The organism is Leisingera sp. M523, assembly GCF_025141335.1.
Lineage (GTDB): Bacteria > Pseudomonadota > Alphaproteobacteria > Rhodobacterales > Rhodobacteraceae > Leisingera.
The window spans coordinates 1,720,168-1,734,583 of record NZ_CP081036.1 but is presented as its reverse complement, the minus strand read 5'-3'; the positions used below and the strand labels follow the sequence as shown (position 1 = coordinate 1,734,583).

The 14,416-nt window shown below is 59.5% G+C and carries 16 protein-coding genes and 1 tRNA gene; 8 read left to right on the top strand and 9 right to left on the bottom strand.

The genetic code is table 11. From position 1 onward, the window contains the following. Nucleotides 1-138 precede the first annotated feature (138 nt). Genes cysS through K3557_RS08610 form a run of 3 tightly spaced genes read left to right on the top strand, consistent with a single transcriptional unit; the run spans nt 139 to nt 3,921 of the window. Entirely contained in the window at nt 139-1,521 is a 1,383-nt protein-coding gene (gene cysS / locus K3557_RS08620) for a cysteine--tRNA ligase (protein WP_259999114.1), read from the top strand. Continuing rightward, nucleotides 1,521-3,155, top strand: a complete 1,635-nt coding sequence (cimA, locus tag K3557_RS08615) for a citramalate synthase (RefSeq protein WP_259999112.1) — start codon at nt 1,521-1,523, stop codon at nt 3,153-3,155. Before cysS ends, cimA begins: the two co-directional genes overlap by 1 nt. Further along, nucleotides 3,145-3,921 carry a squalene/phytoene synthase family protein gene (locus K3557_RS08610; protein WP_259999110.1) on the top strand — a complete coding sequence of 259 codons (777 nt, stop codon included), beginning with the start codon at nt 3,145-3,147 and terminating at the stop codon, nt 3,919-3,921. Before cimA ends, K3557_RS08610 begins: the two co-directional genes overlap by 11 nt. A 61-nt stretch (nt 3,922-3,982) precedes the next feature. On the opposite strand, the gene K3557_RS08605 is transcribed toward K3557_RS08610, so the two are convergent. Continuing rightward, complete coding sequence (locus tag K3557_RS08605; protein WP_259999108.1) at nt 3,983-5,200, bottom strand: MFS transporter; 1,218 nt, start codon at nt 5,198-5,200, stop codon at nt 3,983-3,985. Nucleotides 5,201-5,295: 95 nt separating this feature from the next. Here K3557_RS08605 and K3557_RS08600 point away from each other — a divergent pair, with 95 nt between their 5' ends. Then, nucleotides 5,296-5,955, top strand: coding sequence for a DNA-3-methyladenine glycosylase 2 family protein (locus K3557_RS08600; protein ID WP_311198499.1), 660 nt, complete (start codon nt 5,296-5,298; stop codon nt 5,953-5,955). Further along, nucleotides 5,952-6,617, top strand: a complete 666-nt coding sequence (locus K3557_RS08595; RefSeq protein WP_129370886.1) for an alpha/beta hydrolase — start codon at nt 5,952-5,954, stop codon at nt 6,615-6,617. The genes K3557_RS08600 and K3557_RS08595 overlap by 4 nt, the downstream gene beginning before the upstream one ends. A 137-nt stretch (nt 6,618-6,754) precedes the next feature. Here the strand turns inward: K3557_RS08595 and K3557_RS08590 are convergent, their stop codons facing one another. Then, complete coding sequence (locus K3557_RS08590; RefSeq protein WP_259992182.1) at nt 6,755-7,177, bottom strand: VOC family protein; 423 nt, start codon at nt 7,175-7,177, stop codon at nt 6,755-6,757. A gap of 12 nt (nt 7,178-7,189) precedes the next feature. Beyond that, nucleotides 7,190-7,843 (bottom strand): pseudouridine synthase, encoded by a 654-nt coding sequence (locus K3557_RS08585; protein ID WP_259999106.1) that lies wholly within the window; start codon nt 7,841-7,843, stop codon nt 7,190-7,192. 228 nt (nt 7,844-8,071) lie between these two features. On the opposite strand from K3557_RS08585, the gene K3557_RS08580 reads away from it, so the two are divergent. Beyond that, nucleotides 8,072-8,656: an HNH endonuclease gene (locus tag K3557_RS08580; protein ID WP_129370889.1), complete on the top strand. Its 585-nt coding sequence runs from the start codon at nt 8,072-8,074 to the stop codon at nt 8,654-8,656. 182 nt (nt 8,657-8,838) lie between these two features. Here K3557_RS08580 and K3557_RS08575 read toward each other — a convergent pair whose 3' ends face one another. The 3 genes from K3557_RS08575 to rocF are packed head-to-tail and all read right to left on the bottom strand — an operon-like array spanning nt 8,839 to nt 11,734. Beyond that, nucleotides 8,839-9,885: an ornithine cyclodeaminase gene (locus K3557_RS08575; RefSeq protein ID WP_134829868.1), complete on the bottom strand. Its 1,047-nt coding sequence runs from the start codon at nt 9,883-9,885 to the stop codon at nt 8,839-8,841. Then, nucleotides 9,882-10,811 (bottom strand): citrulline utilization hydrolase CtlX, encoded by a 930-nt coding sequence (ctlX, locus tag K3557_RS08570; protein WP_259999104.1) that lies wholly within the window; start codon nt 10,809-10,811, stop codon nt 9,882-9,884. Before ctlX ends, K3557_RS08575 begins: the two co-directional genes overlap by 4 nt. After that, nucleotides 10,808-11,734 carry an arginase gene (rocF, locus tag K3557_RS08565; protein WP_259999586.1) on the bottom strand — a complete coding sequence of 309 codons (927 nt, stop codon included), beginning with the start codon at nt 11,732-11,734 and terminating at the stop codon, nt 10,808-10,810. Before rocF ends, ctlX begins: the two co-directional genes overlap by 4 nt. A gap of 112 nt (nt 11,735-11,846) precedes the next feature. On the opposite strand from rocF, the gene K3557_RS08560 reads away from it, so the two are divergent. Further along, nucleotides 11,847-12,272: an Lrp/AsnC family transcriptional regulator gene (locus tag K3557_RS08560; RefSeq protein ID WP_027258961.1), complete on the top strand. Its 426-nt coding sequence runs from the start codon at nt 11,847-11,849 to the stop codon at nt 12,270-12,272. A gap of 60 nt (nt 12,273-12,332) precedes the next feature. Here the strand turns inward: K3557_RS08560 and K3557_RS08555 are convergent, their stop codons facing one another. Both K3557_RS08555 and K3557_RS08550 read right to left on the bottom strand, forming a co-directional pair. Next, nucleotides 12,333-12,800 carry a disulfide bond formation protein B gene (locus K3557_RS08555; RefSeq protein ID WP_259992174.1) on the bottom strand — a complete coding sequence of 156 codons (468 nt, stop codon included), beginning with the start codon at nt 12,798-12,800 and terminating at the stop codon, nt 12,333-12,335. Between the two features lie 2 nt (nt 12,801-12,802). Beyond that, on the bottom strand, nt 12,803-13,381 hold the full coding sequence (locus K3557_RS08550) for a YqaA family protein (protein ID WP_259992612.1): 579 nt from the start codon (nt 13,379-13,381) through the stop codon (nt 12,803-12,805). Between the two features lie 165 nt (nt 13,382-13,546). On the opposite strand from K3557_RS08550, the gene K3557_RS08545 reads away from it, so the two are divergent. After that, nucleotides 13,547-13,632: transfer RNA gene (locus K3557_RS08545), tRNA-Leu, on the top strand. Between the two features lie 113 nt (nt 13,633-13,745). Here K3557_RS08545 and K3557_RS08540 read toward each other — a convergent pair. Then, complete coding sequence (locus tag K3557_RS08540; RefSeq protein ID WP_259999102.1) at nt 13,746-14,411, bottom strand: class II aldolase/adducin family protein; 666 nt, start codon at nt 14,409-14,411, stop codon at nt 13,746-13,748. Nucleotides 14,412-14,416 lie beyond the last annotated feature (5 nt).

The window sequence follows — 14,416 nt, the reverse complement described above, 5'->3', positions numbered from 1 at the left end:
TTGACTGCTGCATTACCTGCTGACATATCAGCGGGCCGGTTTCTGTCGTTTTCATTTCTCTGACAAGTTGCTAAGCCCGCGCTGCGCGCAACGGGTGATGCCGGCCGTTTTTGGCTGGGCATGGGAGAGGAACCGGGCATGGGTACCATGGACATAGAGATCAAGCTGCAGAATACGAAGACCCGCAAGAAGGAGGTCTTTGAGCCGATCAACGCCAGCGATGTGCGGATGTATGTCTGCGGTCCCACGGTCTATGACCGGGCGCATCTGGGCAATGCGCGCCCAGTGGTGGTATTTGATGTGCTTTATCGTCTGCTTCGTGAGGTTTATGGAGCGGGAAAAGTGACTTACGCCCGGAACTTCACCGATGTAGACGACAAGATAAACGCGCGCGCCGCCGCAAGCGGGCGTCCGATCGGAGAGATCACCGCGGAAACCACGCAGTGGTTCCTGGATGACATGGGTGAACTTGGCGCGCTGCAGCCTAACCACATGCCGCGCGCAACCGAATACATCCCGCAGATGGTGGCGATGATTGACGACCTGATCGCCAAGGGCCACGCCTATGCGGCTGAAGGTCATGTGCTGTTTGCAGTCGACAGCTGGAAAGAGTCGTACGGCAAACTGTCGGGCCGGTCGGTGGACGACATGATTGCCGGTGCGCGGGTGGAAGTGGCGCCCTACAAAAAGAACCCGATGGATTTTGTGCTGTGGAAGCCTTCCACTGATGACTTGCCAGGCTGGGACAGTCCCTGGGGCCGCGGACGGCCGGGCTGGCACATTGAATGCTCAGCGATGTCTTATGAGCTTCTGGGCGAGACCTTTGACATTCACGGCGGCGGCAATGATCTGATGTTTCCGCATCACGAGAATGAAATTGCGCAAAGCTGCTGCGCCAATGGCGACGATAGTTTTGCGCGGTATTGGCTGCACAACGAGATGCTGCAGGTCGAAGGCAAGAAGATGTCCAAGAGCCTGGGCAACTTCTTCACCGTGCGTGATCTGCTGGATCAGGGCTATCCCGGCGAGGTGATCCGGCTTGTGTTTTTGCAGACTCACTATCGCAAACCGATGGATTGGACTGACAAAAAGGCAAAGGAGGCCGAGGCGACGCTGCGCAAGTGGCGGGCGCTGACCGCGGGCATCGAACCCGCGTCCAGCGCTGCTGCCGCGGTTCTGGCGGCTTTGGCGGATGACCTGAATACCGCTGGTGTCATTGCGGAGCTGCACAGGCTGGCGGCAGCTGGTGACGCAGCCGGTCTGCTGGCATCTGCCAATTTGCTGGGGCTGTTGACAGATGAGATGGGTGCGTGGGCTGCCGGACCGTCAATGGATCTCTCCGGCTATGAAGAAAGCCTGTTCAAAGCGCGTCAGAAGGCTATGGAAACGAAGGAATTTTCTGAAGTTGATCGTCTTAAGGCGGCCTTGATAGAAGCGGGTCTGGAAGTGCGGATGAGCAAGGCAGGTGTTGAGCTGGTGCCAGGTGCCGGTTTCAACCCGGCCAAGCTGGAGGGGCTGTGATGGCAAAAGAACGTCTCTACCTCTATGACACCACCTTACGGGATGGGCAGCAGACCCAAGGGGTGCAATTCTCAACCGCAGAAAAAAAGCAGATTGCCCAGGCACTTGACGGACTTGGTGTTGATTACATCGAAGGCGGCTGGCCGGGGGCGAACCCGACCGACAGTGCGTTTTTCAATGAGGCGCCTGATACACGCGCCACGATGACCGCCTTTGGCATGACCAAGCGGGCAGGACGGTCAGCGGAAAACGATGATGTTCTGGCGGCAGTGATGAATGCCGGAACGCCAGCGGTGTGTCTGGTGGGCAAGAGCCATGACTACCATGTGACCCAGGCGCTGGGGATCACTCTGGATGAGAACTTGGAAAACATCCGTGCATCGGTCGCCCATATCGTGGCGCAGGGGCGCGAGGCGTTGTTTGATGCCGAACACTTCTTTGATGGCTACAAGGATAACCCCGGTTATGCGCTTGATGCTTGCCGGGCTGCACTGGAGGCCGGGGCGCGCTGGGTGGTGCTGTGCGACACCAATGGCGGCGCCTTGCCATCCGAAGTGAAACGGATTGTTTCAGAAGTTGTCGCCGCCGGAATTCCAGGTGAAAAACTGGGCATACATAACCATAATGACACGGAAAATGCCGTCGCTTGCTCGCTCGCGGCAGTGGAGGCCGGCGCGCGCCAGATCCAAGGCACACTGAACGGCTTGGGTGAACGCTGCGGCAATGCCAACCTGACTGCGCTGATCCCGACACTGCTGTTGAAGGAACCCTATGCCAGCCAGTTTGAGACAGGCGTCACCCACGAAGCTTTGGAAGGCCTAACCCGGATCAGCCGGATGCTGGACGATATCCTGAACCGCGTTCCGGTGCGGCAGGCGGCCTATGTGGGGGCCTCGGCCTTTGCCCATAAGGCGGGGCTGCACGCCAGCGCGATCCTCAAGGATCCTTCGACCTATGAACACATTGTGCCGGACAAGGTTGGCAACGCGCGGGTTATACCGATGTCGAACCAGGCCGGTCAGTCGAACCTGCGCAAGCGTTTGACCGACGCTGGCCTGAGTGTTGAGACCGGCAATCCAGCGCTGGCGCTAATCCTGGACCGGATCAAGACGCGGGAGGCAGAGGGGTATTCCTATGACACCGCACAGGCATCGTTTGAGCTGCTGGCGCGCAAGGAGCTGGGGCAGCTGCCGGAATTCTTTGAAGTCAAACGCTACAAGGTCACCGTCGAACGGCGCAAGAACAAATACAACCGGATGGTCAGCCTGTCAGAGGCGGTTGTGGTGGTTAAGGTCGATGGCGAAAAGCGGCTGTCTGTCAGTGAATCCCTTGATGATACCGGCAGCGATCGTGGTCCGGTCAACGCGCTGGCACGGGCATTGAGCAAGGACCTGGGGCGCTATTCTGCACAGCTGGAAGATATGCGGCTGGTGGATTTTAAAGTGCGGATCACCCAGGGCGGCACCGAGGCGGTGACGCGGGTTATTATTGACAGCGAAGACAGCCAGGGCCACCGCTGGTCGACCGTTGGCGTCAGCCCGAACATCATCGATGCGTCGTTTGAGGCGCTGCTGGACGCGATCCGCTGGAAACTGATCCATGACGGCGGGGCCGGGCAGGCGGATGACGTTTGATGCTGATCTGACGGCCTGCGCCGAGCTGGTCCAGAAAAGCGACCCGGACCGGTTTTTGGCCACGATGGCTGCGCCGGTTCAGGCGCGGCCGTTGCTGTTTGCGCTCTATGCTTTCAATATCGAACTGGCGCGGGCACCCTGGGCCAGCCAGGAGAGTATGATTGCCGAAATGCGGGTGCAATGGTGGCGTGATGTAGGCGCCGAGATTGCCGAAGGGGGTTCTGTCCGCCGCCACTATGCGGCCACGCCATTGGGACGGCTGCTGAAGCCGGAACTGGCGGCCTGCATCGACGGTATGGCCGAGGCGCGGCGTTGGGATATATATAAGGATCCCTTTGGGGATGAAGCTGAATTTGATAGCTACATTAACCGCACCAGCGGTTCGCTGATGTGGATGGCGGCAGCGTCACTAGGTCAGGCGGATGAAGCCGCGGTAAGGGGCTTTGCCTATGGAGCGGGCATTGCCAATTGGTTGCGCGCCATTCCGGAGCTGGAAGCCCAAAAGCGGATCCCGCTGCTGGATGGCACCTTGGAAGGTGTGCAAGCTTTGGCGCGCAAAGGCTTGGAGCATTTGACTAAAGCCCGCTCAGACCGCAGCGCGGTCTCAAAACCTGCGGGGTGGGCGTTGCTGGTGGGCTGGCAGGCAGAGGCCATTCTGAAACAGGCGCTGCAACAGCCGGAGCGGGTGGCGCAGGGCGCGCTGGGGCAAAGCGAATTCCGGCGAAGAACCGGCCTGATGCTGCGGAGGGTCTCTGGCCGCTGGTAGATAGAAACCAAGGAAAAAGGCGCCTGATTGGGCGCCTTTCCTTTTATTGCGGGAGAATTTCTCAGGCTTCTTTGGGGCGCATCACCAGCCACATCAGCGCGCCGCCGGCCAGCACCAGGAAGGGCGCCATCGCCATGTTCACGGCGCTCCAGCCGTCGGCCGGGTTGCCGCCCGAGCAGTTCATCAGCCCGCCTGATGCCAGAGACGCCATGGTAACCCCGCCAAAGACCAGAAGGTCGTTGAGCCCCTGCATCCGGCCGCGCTCATAGCTTTCATGTGCGCCGGCCAGCATGGTAGTGGCGCCGATAAAGCCGAAATTCCAGCCCACGCCCAAAAGCACAAGCGCGATGAAGAAGTTTTCGATTTCAACGCCTTGCAGGGCAACAGCACCGGCACCGGCAAGGATCACCAGGCCTGCCGCCACAATCTTTTCCACACCGAAGCGGGCGATCAAGTGGCCAGTAAAGAAGGACGGCACATACATCGCCAGAACATGTGAGGTGACCACGTCGGCAGCATTGCCTTCGGTAAAGCCGCAGCCCACCACCGCCAGCGGCGTGGAGGTCATCACCAGGTTCATCAGCGCGTAAGAAACCATTGCGCAAATCACTGCAACGGCAATGACTGGAGTTTTCAGCAGCTCCATCCGGCTGCGGCCCTTGGGGCTGTCAGCGCTGGGGGCTGGCGGTTTGGGGATATCGAGGAACAGAAACAATGCTGCCCCCACAACGTTCACGGCTATCACCGCCAGGTAGGTGCCGAAAAACGGAATAACAAAGGCTTGGCTGGTGGCCTTTACAAGTTGCGGGCCGATAATGGCCGCTGCAAGCCCGCCTGCCATGACATAGGAGATCGCCTTGGGGCGGAACGCCTCGGACGCCGTGTCGGCTGCTGCAAAGCGGTAGAAGCCATGCGCGCTCATATAAACGCCGGTCAGCAGGCTGCCGATCAGAAAGATCGGAAAGGAGCCAAGGTACAACCCATAAGCCCCGACCAGCCCGCCCAAGGCGCCAAAGGCCGCCCCTGCGAAAAAGCCGGCCCGGCGGCCCCAGCGCTGCATGACGGCTGAGACCGGGGTGGCCGCCATCATCGACCCGGCCACGATCAGCGAGATCGGCAAGGTGGCAAAACAGGGGTTCGAGGCCAGCGACTGCCCGGCCAGGCCGCCGACGATGAAGATCATCGGCATCTGGGCGCCGAGGAGCGCCTGGGCCAGCACCAGGATGGCAACGTTTTTCTTGGCGACGGCGTCGCTGGGGGTGGTCATGCTCATGGTCATGTGGGATGCGTAGCTGTGAATATGTGCAGGAGCAAGCCAGCGGGCTGGACCTTGTGATCACGGTTTCTTTCAACCGCCGCCAATCAGGGGGTAACGTGGCGTCATATGGACAGACATTCCTGCCGGGGGCGGGACGGATTATCCAATGCGACGCCTGCGTGAGTGAGGGCGCCGAATGGCTGGCCGCGCAGGACAGCCGGTTTGCCGATGCATTGAAACTGACCGGCCCTTTGCCGCTGCGCCGCAAGCCGGACGGGTTTGCCGAACTGTTGAGCGCAATTGTCAGCCAGCAGGTGAGTGTGGCCTCCGCCAAGGCGATCTGGGCGCGGATGAAGGCCGCCAGGCTCACCGGGCCGCGTAAGATACTGTGGGCCACGGATGAGGAACTGCGCGCAGCGGGCCTCAGCCGCCAAAAGATCCGCTATGCCCGTGCGCTGGCAGAGGCACGCATTGATTTCAAAGCTTTGCGGGACGTTCCGGATGCGGAAGTGATTGCACGTCTGGTCGAAGTTCCGGGGATCGGTGTTTGGACGGCTGAGATTTATGCAATGTTTTCGCTGGGCCGGGCCGATGTCTTTGCCCACGGTGATCTGGCCTTGCAGGAGGCTGCAAGGGTGCTGTTTGATCTGCCGGCCCGCCCCAAGGACCGGGAACTGCGGCAAATGGCCGAAGACTGGTCGCCCTGGCGATCGGTTGCGGCGCGCATTCTCTGGGCCTATTACCGGGTGGCGAAGGACAGGGAAGGGATCCGATGACTCGTGTACTGAATGCCGGCCGCAAAGAGCCGCTCTCCGGCGATATCCGCTCGATTGTGGTGTTCCTGCATGGCTATGGCGCCAATGGCGCCGACCTGCTGGGGCTTGCGGACCCTTTGGCTGAACATCTGCCGGATACGCTGTTTGTCGCGCCTGACGCGCCTGAGGCCTGTGCCGGCGCCCCGATGGGCTATCAGTGGTTTCCGATCCCCTGGATCGACGGCTCCTCGGAAGAGGAAAGCATGCGCGGCATGCAGGCGGCCGAGGAAGATCTGAATGCCTTCCTGAATGCGCTGATGGTGGACGAGGACGTGCTGCCGGAACAGGTGGTGCTGTTCGGGTTCAGCCAGGGCACAATGATGAGCCTGCAGATTGCTCCACGGCGCGAAGACGCGGTGGCCGGCATTGTAGCCTTTTCCGGCCGTCTGCTGGCGCCTGAACTGCTCAAGGACGAAGCTGTGTCCAAAATGCCGATCCTGCTGGTGCACGGAGATCAGGACGACGTGGTGCCGGTGCAATCCTTGCCGGAAGCGGCGGAAGCTCTGCAGGAGGCCGGTTTTCAGGATGTCTTTGCCCATATTCAAAAAGGCACCGGCCATGGCATCGCACCGGATGGCTTAAGCGTCGCCTTGGCCTTTATGCGCGATAAACTGGGGCTGTAACGCCGGATCAAAGATTTCCCGCCCTGGTGCTGCCACATCAAAGATGAGGCGCTCCGGGCCGGGCCCGGCGGACCCGCAAAATTCTTGGCAAGAATTTTGGCCGGAAAATTCAAATTTTCCGGCGCGCTGCAGCCAATTCAAAACGCCCAGAGCTGCGGCTCGGCGATTTCAATCGAGTTTCCCGCGGGGTCGCGGAAGTAAAGGGAGCGTGCTCCGCTGGGCCAGTCGAACTCAGCCTCTATTGCAACTCCTGATGCCACCAGACGGCCGCGCATCAAAAGCAGGTCTGCCCGCGGCTGGGCAAAACATATGTGCCCCGGGCCGCTGCTGCCATGCGGCGGCACCGGCAAACGCGGATTGCCGGGCGGCTTTATGGTTTCCTGAGCGTTGAAAATCAGCAATACCGAAGTTCCGCAGCGAAAGAAGACATGCCTGTCACCGATCCGTTGAATCCGCTCAAGTCCCAGGATCCGGCCATAAAATTCTTCCGCCGCGTCCAGATCATCGGCATATAGCGCAGTTTCCAGAATGGCTTTGGGGGCAGGGGCTTGCGGTGGCATGCTGACAGAATATCAGCGCCGCCGCGGCCTGTCACTTGCCGGTGATCGCGGCGCAGATGCCTTGGGGCGGCGCGGTGGTTTCTGAGAAGGTTTGGGCGGTCCTGGCACCCGGGGCGGTTCAAGGTCGTCCCACGCCCCCTGCGCCAGCCCCTCCAGCGTCCAAGCGCCGATGCTATAGCGGATCAGGCGCAGCGTCGGGTGTCCGGCCGCAGCTGTCATCCGCCTTACCTGCCGGTTGCGGCCCTCGCGGATTGTTAGTTCCATCCAGCTGTCGGCGACGGTCTTGCGCATCCGGACAGGCGGCGTGCGGGCCCAAAGGCCCGGCGGCTCATCCATCAGCCGGGCTTTGGCTGGCAGCGTCATTCCGTCTTTAAGTTCAATACCTTCCGCAAGCAACTTGAGAGCCTCAGCGCCAGGCGTGCCCTCGACCTGGACCCAATATGTCTTGTTCATTTTATGTTTCGGATCGGTGATCCAGGACTGCAGCCGGCCGTTGTCTGTTAGCAGCATCAGCCCTTCGCTGTCCCGGTCAAGACGGCCTGCAGCATAAACACCGGGGCAGTCAATGAAATTGCTCAGCGTGGCACGAGGGCTGCCCTGGCTGCCGCGGTCGGTAAACTGGGGCAGCACATCATAAGGTTTGTTGAAGCGGATCAGACGGGTCATGGCATGGCAATAGGCAGGCCAATCAGGCAGAGCAAGAGGGAACGCAAAACAGGCTTGTGGATAACTTTCACCGCATTGTCACGGAATCAGCTTAGATAGATCCCGAGATATTGTGGATCATCAGGGCTTGTCAGGCGCTAACCACGAGATATAGTCAAATGAAAGCTGGGGCGGTTTCCCCGCTCTGGTTCCGGAAAACGGAAGATCAGTGCGAGGAAGACGTTCACAATGGATGGCGATTTCAGAGCAGAGTTTGTCAGATCTCCAGGGGCGCTGAAGCAGCACCCGGCGCTGGTGCTGAATGCAGACTACCGGCCATTATCCTATTACCCGTTGTCCTTGTGGTCCTGGCAGGACGCGGTCAAGGCGGCCTGGCTCGACCGCGTGGCGATTGTGGCTGAGTATGACGAGGTGGTGCACAGTCCCAGCACCGAGATCCGAATACCCTCTGTGGTGGTTCTAAAAGACTATGTGAAACCTCAAAAGCGCGTGGCCTTCACGCGCTTTAATTTGTTTTTGAGGGATGAATTCCACTGCCAGTACTGCGGCAGCAAGGGCGACCTGACTTTTGACCATGTGGTGCCGCGTGCGGCGGGCGGGGTGACCAGCTGGGAAAACGTGGTGGCGGCCTGCAGCCCCTGCAACCTGAAGAAGGGTTCGAAATCGCTGCATCGGGCTGGCATGTCCTTGCGCAAACCGCCGCGCCGTCCAGGCGCAGAGGAGCTGCGCAATACCGGACGCAAGTTTCCGCCGAACCATCTGCATGACAGCTGGATGGATTTCCTTTACTGGGATACCGAATTGGACGCCTGAAGAAAAGTTTTTAAGATATTGAAAGTTAAGGTGTCCGGCCTTTTCACCTGTGTACCAGCCTACGTTAGGCGCGGTTGCTCAGATCCCCTTGAGCGTCGCCTGCAGGGCCAAAAGTGCGGTGATCAGGCGAAAAGGCCGGAGGTGCCGGCGGCCTCAGTTTAGCGGGCCGCCTTTGCATTGGGTCAGCCTTTGGCGCGCTGGAGCATACCAAACAAATCGCGCGGATCGTCCGGATCTGCGAGCATGTCCAGGTCGATGAAATAGTCCGTGCCTTTGATGCGGTCGCGAATGTAACGCAGAGCCGAGAAATCCTCGATCGCAAAGCCGACGCTGTCGAAGAGCGTGATCTGCCGGTCACCGGTGCGGCCCTGTTTTTGGCCTGAAATCACCTCCCACAGCTCAGTGACGGCAAAATCCTCCGGCATTTGCTGAATTTCGCCTTCGATCCGGGTTTGCGGCGGGTATTCGACAAAGACGTCAGAGCGGCTGAGGATGCCGGCTGCCAATTCCGTTTTGCCCGGACAGTCGCCGCCAATCGCGTTGATATGCACGCCGCTGCCGACCATGTTGTCGGTCAGGATGGTGGCGTTTTGCTTGTCCGCGGTGCAGGTGGTAAGGATCTGGGCCCCTTCAATGGCTTCTTCCGGCGTTTTGCAGGACACAACCTCAACCCCCAGACCTTCCAAATTCCTGGCGCATTTTGCGGTTGCTGCGGTGTCTTTGTCATAGAGGCGCACAGATTTCAGGCCGATTATCGCTTTCATCGCCAGGGTCTGGAATTCCGACTGGGCGCCATTGCCGATCATCGCCATCGTGGTTGACCCTTTTGGTGCCAGATACTTGGCAGCCATTGCTGAGGTTGCCGCGGTGCGCAAGGCGGTCAGCATGGTCATCTCGGTCAGCAGCACCGGATAGCCGGTATAAACATCTGCCAGCAGCCCAAAGGCGGTGACAGTCTGCAGGCCTTCGGACGTGTTCTTGGGATGGCCGTTTACATATTTGAACCCATAGGCCTCGCCGTCCGAAGTTGGCATCAGCTCAATTACGCCGACATCCGAATGGCTGGCAACACGCGGGGTTTTGTCAAACAGCTCCCAGCGTTTGAAATCGTCTTCCACATAGCCCGCAAGATCGCGCAGAATTTGCTCGACGCCGATGTGATGAACGAGGCGCATCATATTGTCGACGCTGACAAAAGGCACCAGTGCTTTTTCCGAAGGCTGTGTCATGCGGAAATCCTTTCACGGGGGCTGAGGTGGATGCCTGCCAGCATGCAGCGCACCGACCCGCCTGCGGTTTCTATGGTCGGAATGGTCAGGGGGAGCGGCTCTGCGCTCCTTTCGATTTCTGCAATCTGGTCCGGCCGCAATGCGTCCAGCGCCTTGGCAGAAAGTGCAAGAATGCGTTTCTTGCCAGTGAGTTCCAGCGCGTTCCCGGCAAAATTGGCGATCTGATCCTGCGTCAGATCAATCACATTGCGGCCGGTTTCCTCCAGCCGCGCGGCGACTTGGGAACGGCGCGCGGGATCAACGATCATATCGAGGCAAATCAACGCGTAGTCGGTGCCGATCCCCATCAGAACATTGGTGTGATAAACGTCGCGGCCGGCTTCATCTTTGGCTTCGAACACCATGGGTTCAAAGTTGAAATGGGTGCAAAACCGCTCCAGCAGGATCGGGTCGGCGCGATTGGATTTCACCGTGTAGGCAATGCGGCCGATGTGGTCGAGCACCATGGCCCCGGTGCCTTCCAGCGACAGCCCGTCCTGTTCCAGACCGGAGTAATCGATCACATCCTGAACCCGGTAGTCCCGCTTCAGCAGTTCGATCACATCCCAGCGCCGTTCCTTGCGCCGGTTCTCAGCGAACATCGGGTAAACAGCAACATGGCCGCCGGCATGGGTGGAAAACCAGTTGTTCGGGAAAACGCTGTCCGGTGTGTTGATGGTGGTGTCGTCAAAGACATGCACGGTAACACCAGCGCCGCGCAGGGTTTCCACGGCGCCGTCGAACTCTGCCAGTGCCTGGGCAGATGCCGTTTCAGCCGAAGTATTTGCCAGCGTTTGGAAGGCGTTATCGTCCTTTGTTTCCGGGTTTGAGCGGAAATGATGCGGCCGGATCATGACCACGGCAGAGGGGGCTTGCAGGCTGGTCACTGGTAGCTCCGTGTCGGGCGGTCAAAGACGCGGCGGCCCAGGGCCGAAGCGCAGAGATCCACCATCAAATGCGCAGTGCGTCCGCGTTCATCCAGAAACGGGTTCAATTCCACGAGATCCAAAGAGGTCATCAGCCCAGAGTCATGCAGGATTTCACAAACCAGATGCGCCTCGCGGACCGTGGCGCCACCTGGAACGGTGGTGCCAACTGCCGGGGCGACGGACGGGTCCAAGAAGTCCACGTCCAGCGAGACATGCAGCATGCCATTGGCTTGGGCGACATGTTCCAGAAACCGGTTCAGCGGGCCTGCAATGCCGTTCTCATCGATGTGGCGCATGTCATGGGTGCGGATAGAGCTGTCTTCCAGGGCAAGCCGTTCCTGGGTGTCGACAGACCGCAGGCCGATCATGCAGACATTCTCCTGCGGCACCGGGTTGGTGACATTAGGAAAGCCCTCGAACCCTTTGCGTCCAGTGAAATAACCAACAGGTGTTCCATGCAGGTTGCCGCTGTCCGATGTTTCAGGCGTGTGGAAATCGGTATGCGCGTCCAGCCACAGAACAAACAGCGGCCGGCCTGCCTTGGCAGCGTAGTTTGCGGCCCCGGCAACGGAGCCAAGCGAAAGCGAATGATCCCCGCCCAAGAACACCGGCAGACCGCACTCAAGCGCGTCTTCAGCCGCCTGTGCCAGACGTGCGGTCCAGCCGATTGTTTCATTTCGGGCAAAAACCAGCCCGTCATTGCTGTCGGGGGTATGGGACTCCGGCGTCAGGTTTCCCAGGTCTTCGACCGTGTGGCCAAGGCTTTCCAGTGCGGGTGCAAGCCCGGCAGTGCGGTAGGCGTCGGGCCCCATCAGGCAGCCGGCCCGGCGTTTTCCACTGTCCACCGGGGCGCCAATGAGGATGCAATGTTGCGATGTCACCATTTTGGCCTCTCAAAAACTTAGCTTTCATACTAAAAACCTCCGATATGTGATGGATTCCAGCACTCATTTTGTTCATAAAGGTTGGCGGTTGGTCAATTTGAGGCATGAAATGGACAAAACGGATGAGCGGCTGGTGTCGGCCCTGCGGCACAACGCACGGGCGTCTCTGTCGGACCTGGCGCTGGAGCTGAACCTGTCACGCACCACAGTGCGGGCACGGATCGAGCGGTTGCAGGCGCGGGGCGACATCCTGGGGTTTACCGTGGTGCTTAAGGAAGACGTGCTGCGGGATCCGGTCCGCGGGCTGATGCTGATCGGAATCGAAGGCCGCGGCACCAGCCGGATTACCCGGCAGCTGCAGGGGCTGCCGGAGGTGCGGGCCATTCACACGACTAATGGACGCTGGGATTTAATTGTGGAGCTTGGCACCGAGACCCTGGAAACCCTGGACACGGCTTTGGCCAAGATCCGCACCTTTGAAGGGATTGTAAGCAGCGAGACAAATCTGCTGCTGGCCACTAAAAAGGACAGCTGATATCTAGGGAGGCTGCTGGATAATCAATGGTTATCTGCCGCACCTCAACTTTCCATAAGGTTAACCCTGCTTGCGGGCATGGTTGGCGGCGGCGACCCAAAGCAGTGCCAGACCAAAGGACGCAATGGCATTCCAGCTGGCCATGGACAGTGACAGCATTTCCCAAGGCACCTGATCGCATTGCACCAGCGGTGCGGCCATGATCTGGTCCAGCAACTGATCCGGAGACAAGCCGCCAACCGGGCCGGATGTGCAGGTGGACGGACCTTCCCACCAGCCTCGTTCAACCCCGGTGTGAAAGGCGCCTATGCCTGCTGTGGCCAGGGCGGCCAGCGCGCCCAGATAAGGCAGCAGCGCGCCCGGAATGATCAGCGCCAATACGCCGATCCCTGCGGCGGCGGCATGCGGATAGCGCTGCCAATAGCACAGTTTACAGGGCGGCATTTCGCCAATGTATTGGAACCCCAGCGCGCCCAACAGCAGCGCCGCAGAGCCGCCGGCCGCAAGGATAATCAAAAAACGATGCATTATCAGATAAACCTTACCAGTAGGAAGCCGCCAAACAGGACAAGCATGAAGGCCGTGAAAACCAGCCCCAAGCGGCGCTCAATAAAGTCGCGGATTGGGGTTCCGAATTTCCAGAGTAATCCGGCGACGATGAAAAAACGCAATGCGCGTGCGAGGATAGAGGTGGCAATGAAGGTGCCGATGGGCATGCCGGTCCAGCCCGACATTATGGTTATCACTTTGTAGGGGAACGGTGTGACGCCGGCGCCAAGAACAGCCCAGAAGCCAAAATCGTTAAACCGGGTGTTGAATTCAGCGATAGCATCGCCTTTGCCCATCGCCTCGAGCACCGGCTGGCCGATGCCCTCGTAAAAGAACGCACCAATCGCATAGCCCAGCACACCGCCTGCGACCGAGGCCGCCAAGGCCACTAGCGCAATCAGCCAGGCGCGGGACGGGCGGGCCAGGATCATCGGAATCATCAGCACATCCGGCGGGATCGGAAACACGGAGCTTTCGACAAAGGCGACAGCGGCCAAACACCAAAGCGCCTTGGGATGATCGGCCAGGGCCATCGTCCGGTTGTATAGCGGTTTCAGCATCCTGCGCCCTGCATCCTCAACGGGTTTTGCAAGATGAGGTGGCATGCGCGCCGCATTCCGTCAACCTTTGCTGCCAGGTGAATTTGCCACGGGCCGTTTTTTTGGCTGCAAAGTGCCTTTTTGCCTCTGGACCTTGGCGTCCGGCTTGGCTAGGAAAAGGACGTTGCCCAAGTGGCGGAATGGTAGACGCAGGGGATTCAAAATCCCCCGCTGGTGACAGCGTGCCGGTTCGAGTCCGGCCTTGGGTACCAATAAAAACAAAGGCCTGCAGCGCGTTCTTGCTGCAGGCCTTTGTTCTTTTTTGCCCACTTCCATCGGCAGATTCCGCAATCACGTATTGGTCTTGCTTTGCACTGATGCAACGTCAGCGGCTGTCCCTCAGGCCATAATCCGTGAAGGCAGCGGTAACTTCCTCCATTTCATCTTCACTCAGGATGTGCGGCTTACCGATTGTGAGGCTCGCCGCATAACCTTTTGCCAACGCTTCCAACTCTCCCATCCGCCAGAGTGCACGCGGCAAGCTTTCTCCGGTGGCGACAGCACCATGATTTGCCATCAGGCAGGCACTGCGGTTTTGCAAAGAGCGGGTGATATTGTCCGACAGCTGCCGGCTTCCGAACAGCGCATAATCTGCCACCGGCACATCGTTGCCGCCAAAGGCCGCGACCATATAGTGGCAGGCAGGGATAGCCTGGCGGTTCATTGCCAGAGCGCAGCAATAGACAGGATGCGCGTGAACCACCGCGCTGACAGCGGGCTTGGCCTGCAGAATGGCCAGGTGAAAAGGCCATTCCGTGGAAGGTTTCAACTGGCCGTCCGGTACTTGGCTGCCGTCCAGCGGTATCTTCACCAGATCCTTGGGCGTCATCTTTTCATAGGGCACACCGGAAGGCGTGATCAGCATCATATCGCCCGCGCGCACCGAGATATTGCCCGAAGTGCCCTGATTGATGCCCATGGCATTCATTTCCAGGCAAGCGTCGATCACTGTCTGCCGCAGACCGGGGCTGTCCTGATAAGGAGGCTTCACGCAAA

Excerpts from the sequence above, each read along its gene's own strand:
- K3557_RS08560 (WP_027258961.1), top strand. The coding sequence starts at position 11,847 with ATGGACAAAACGGATGAGCGGCTGGTGTCGGCCCTGCGGCACAACGCA.
- K3557_RS08585 (WP_259999106.1), bottom strand. The coding sequence starts at position 7,843 with ATGACCCGTCTGATCCGCTTCAACAAACCTTATGATGTGCTGCCCCAG.
- K3557_RS08610 (WP_259999110.1), top strand. The coding sequence starts at position 3,145 with ATGACGTTTGATGCTGATCTGACGGCCTGCGCCGAGCTGGTCCAGAAA.
- K3557_RS08555 (WP_259992174.1), bottom strand. The coding sequence starts at position 12,800 with ATGCATCGTTTTTTGATTATCCTTGCGGCCGGCGGCTCTGCGGCGCTG.
- K3557_RS08575 (WP_134829868.1), bottom strand. The coding sequence starts at position 9,885 with ATGACACAGCCTTCGGAAAAAGCACTGGTGCCTTTTGTCAGCGTCGAC.
- K3557_RS08595 (WP_129370886.1), top strand. The coding sequence starts at position 5,952 with ATGACTCGTGTACTGAATGCCGGCCGCAAAGAGCCGCTCTCCGGCGAT.
- cimA (WP_259999112.1), top strand. The coding sequence starts at position 1,521 with ATGGCAAAAGAACGTCTCTACCTCTATGACACCACCTTACGGGATGGG.
- K3557_RS08550 (WP_259992612.1), bottom strand. The coding sequence starts at position 13,381 with ATGCTGAAACCGCTATACAACCGGACGATGGCCCTGGCCGATCATCCC.
- cysS (WP_259999114.1), top strand. The coding sequence starts at position 139 with ATGGGTACCATGGACATAGAGATCAAGCTGCAGAATACGAAGACCCGC.
- K3557_RS08590 (WP_259992182.1), bottom strand. The coding sequence starts at position 7,177 with ATGCCACCGCAAGCCCCTGCCCCCAAAGCCATTCTGGAAACTGCGCTA.
- K3557_RS08580 (WP_129370889.1), top strand. The coding sequence starts at position 8,072 with ATGGATGGCGATTTCAGAGCAGAGTTTGTCAGATCTCCAGGGGCGCTG.
- K3557_RS08605 (WP_259999108.1), bottom strand. The coding sequence starts at position 5,200 with ATGACCATGAGCATGACCACCCCCAGCGACGCCGTCGCCAAGAAAAAC.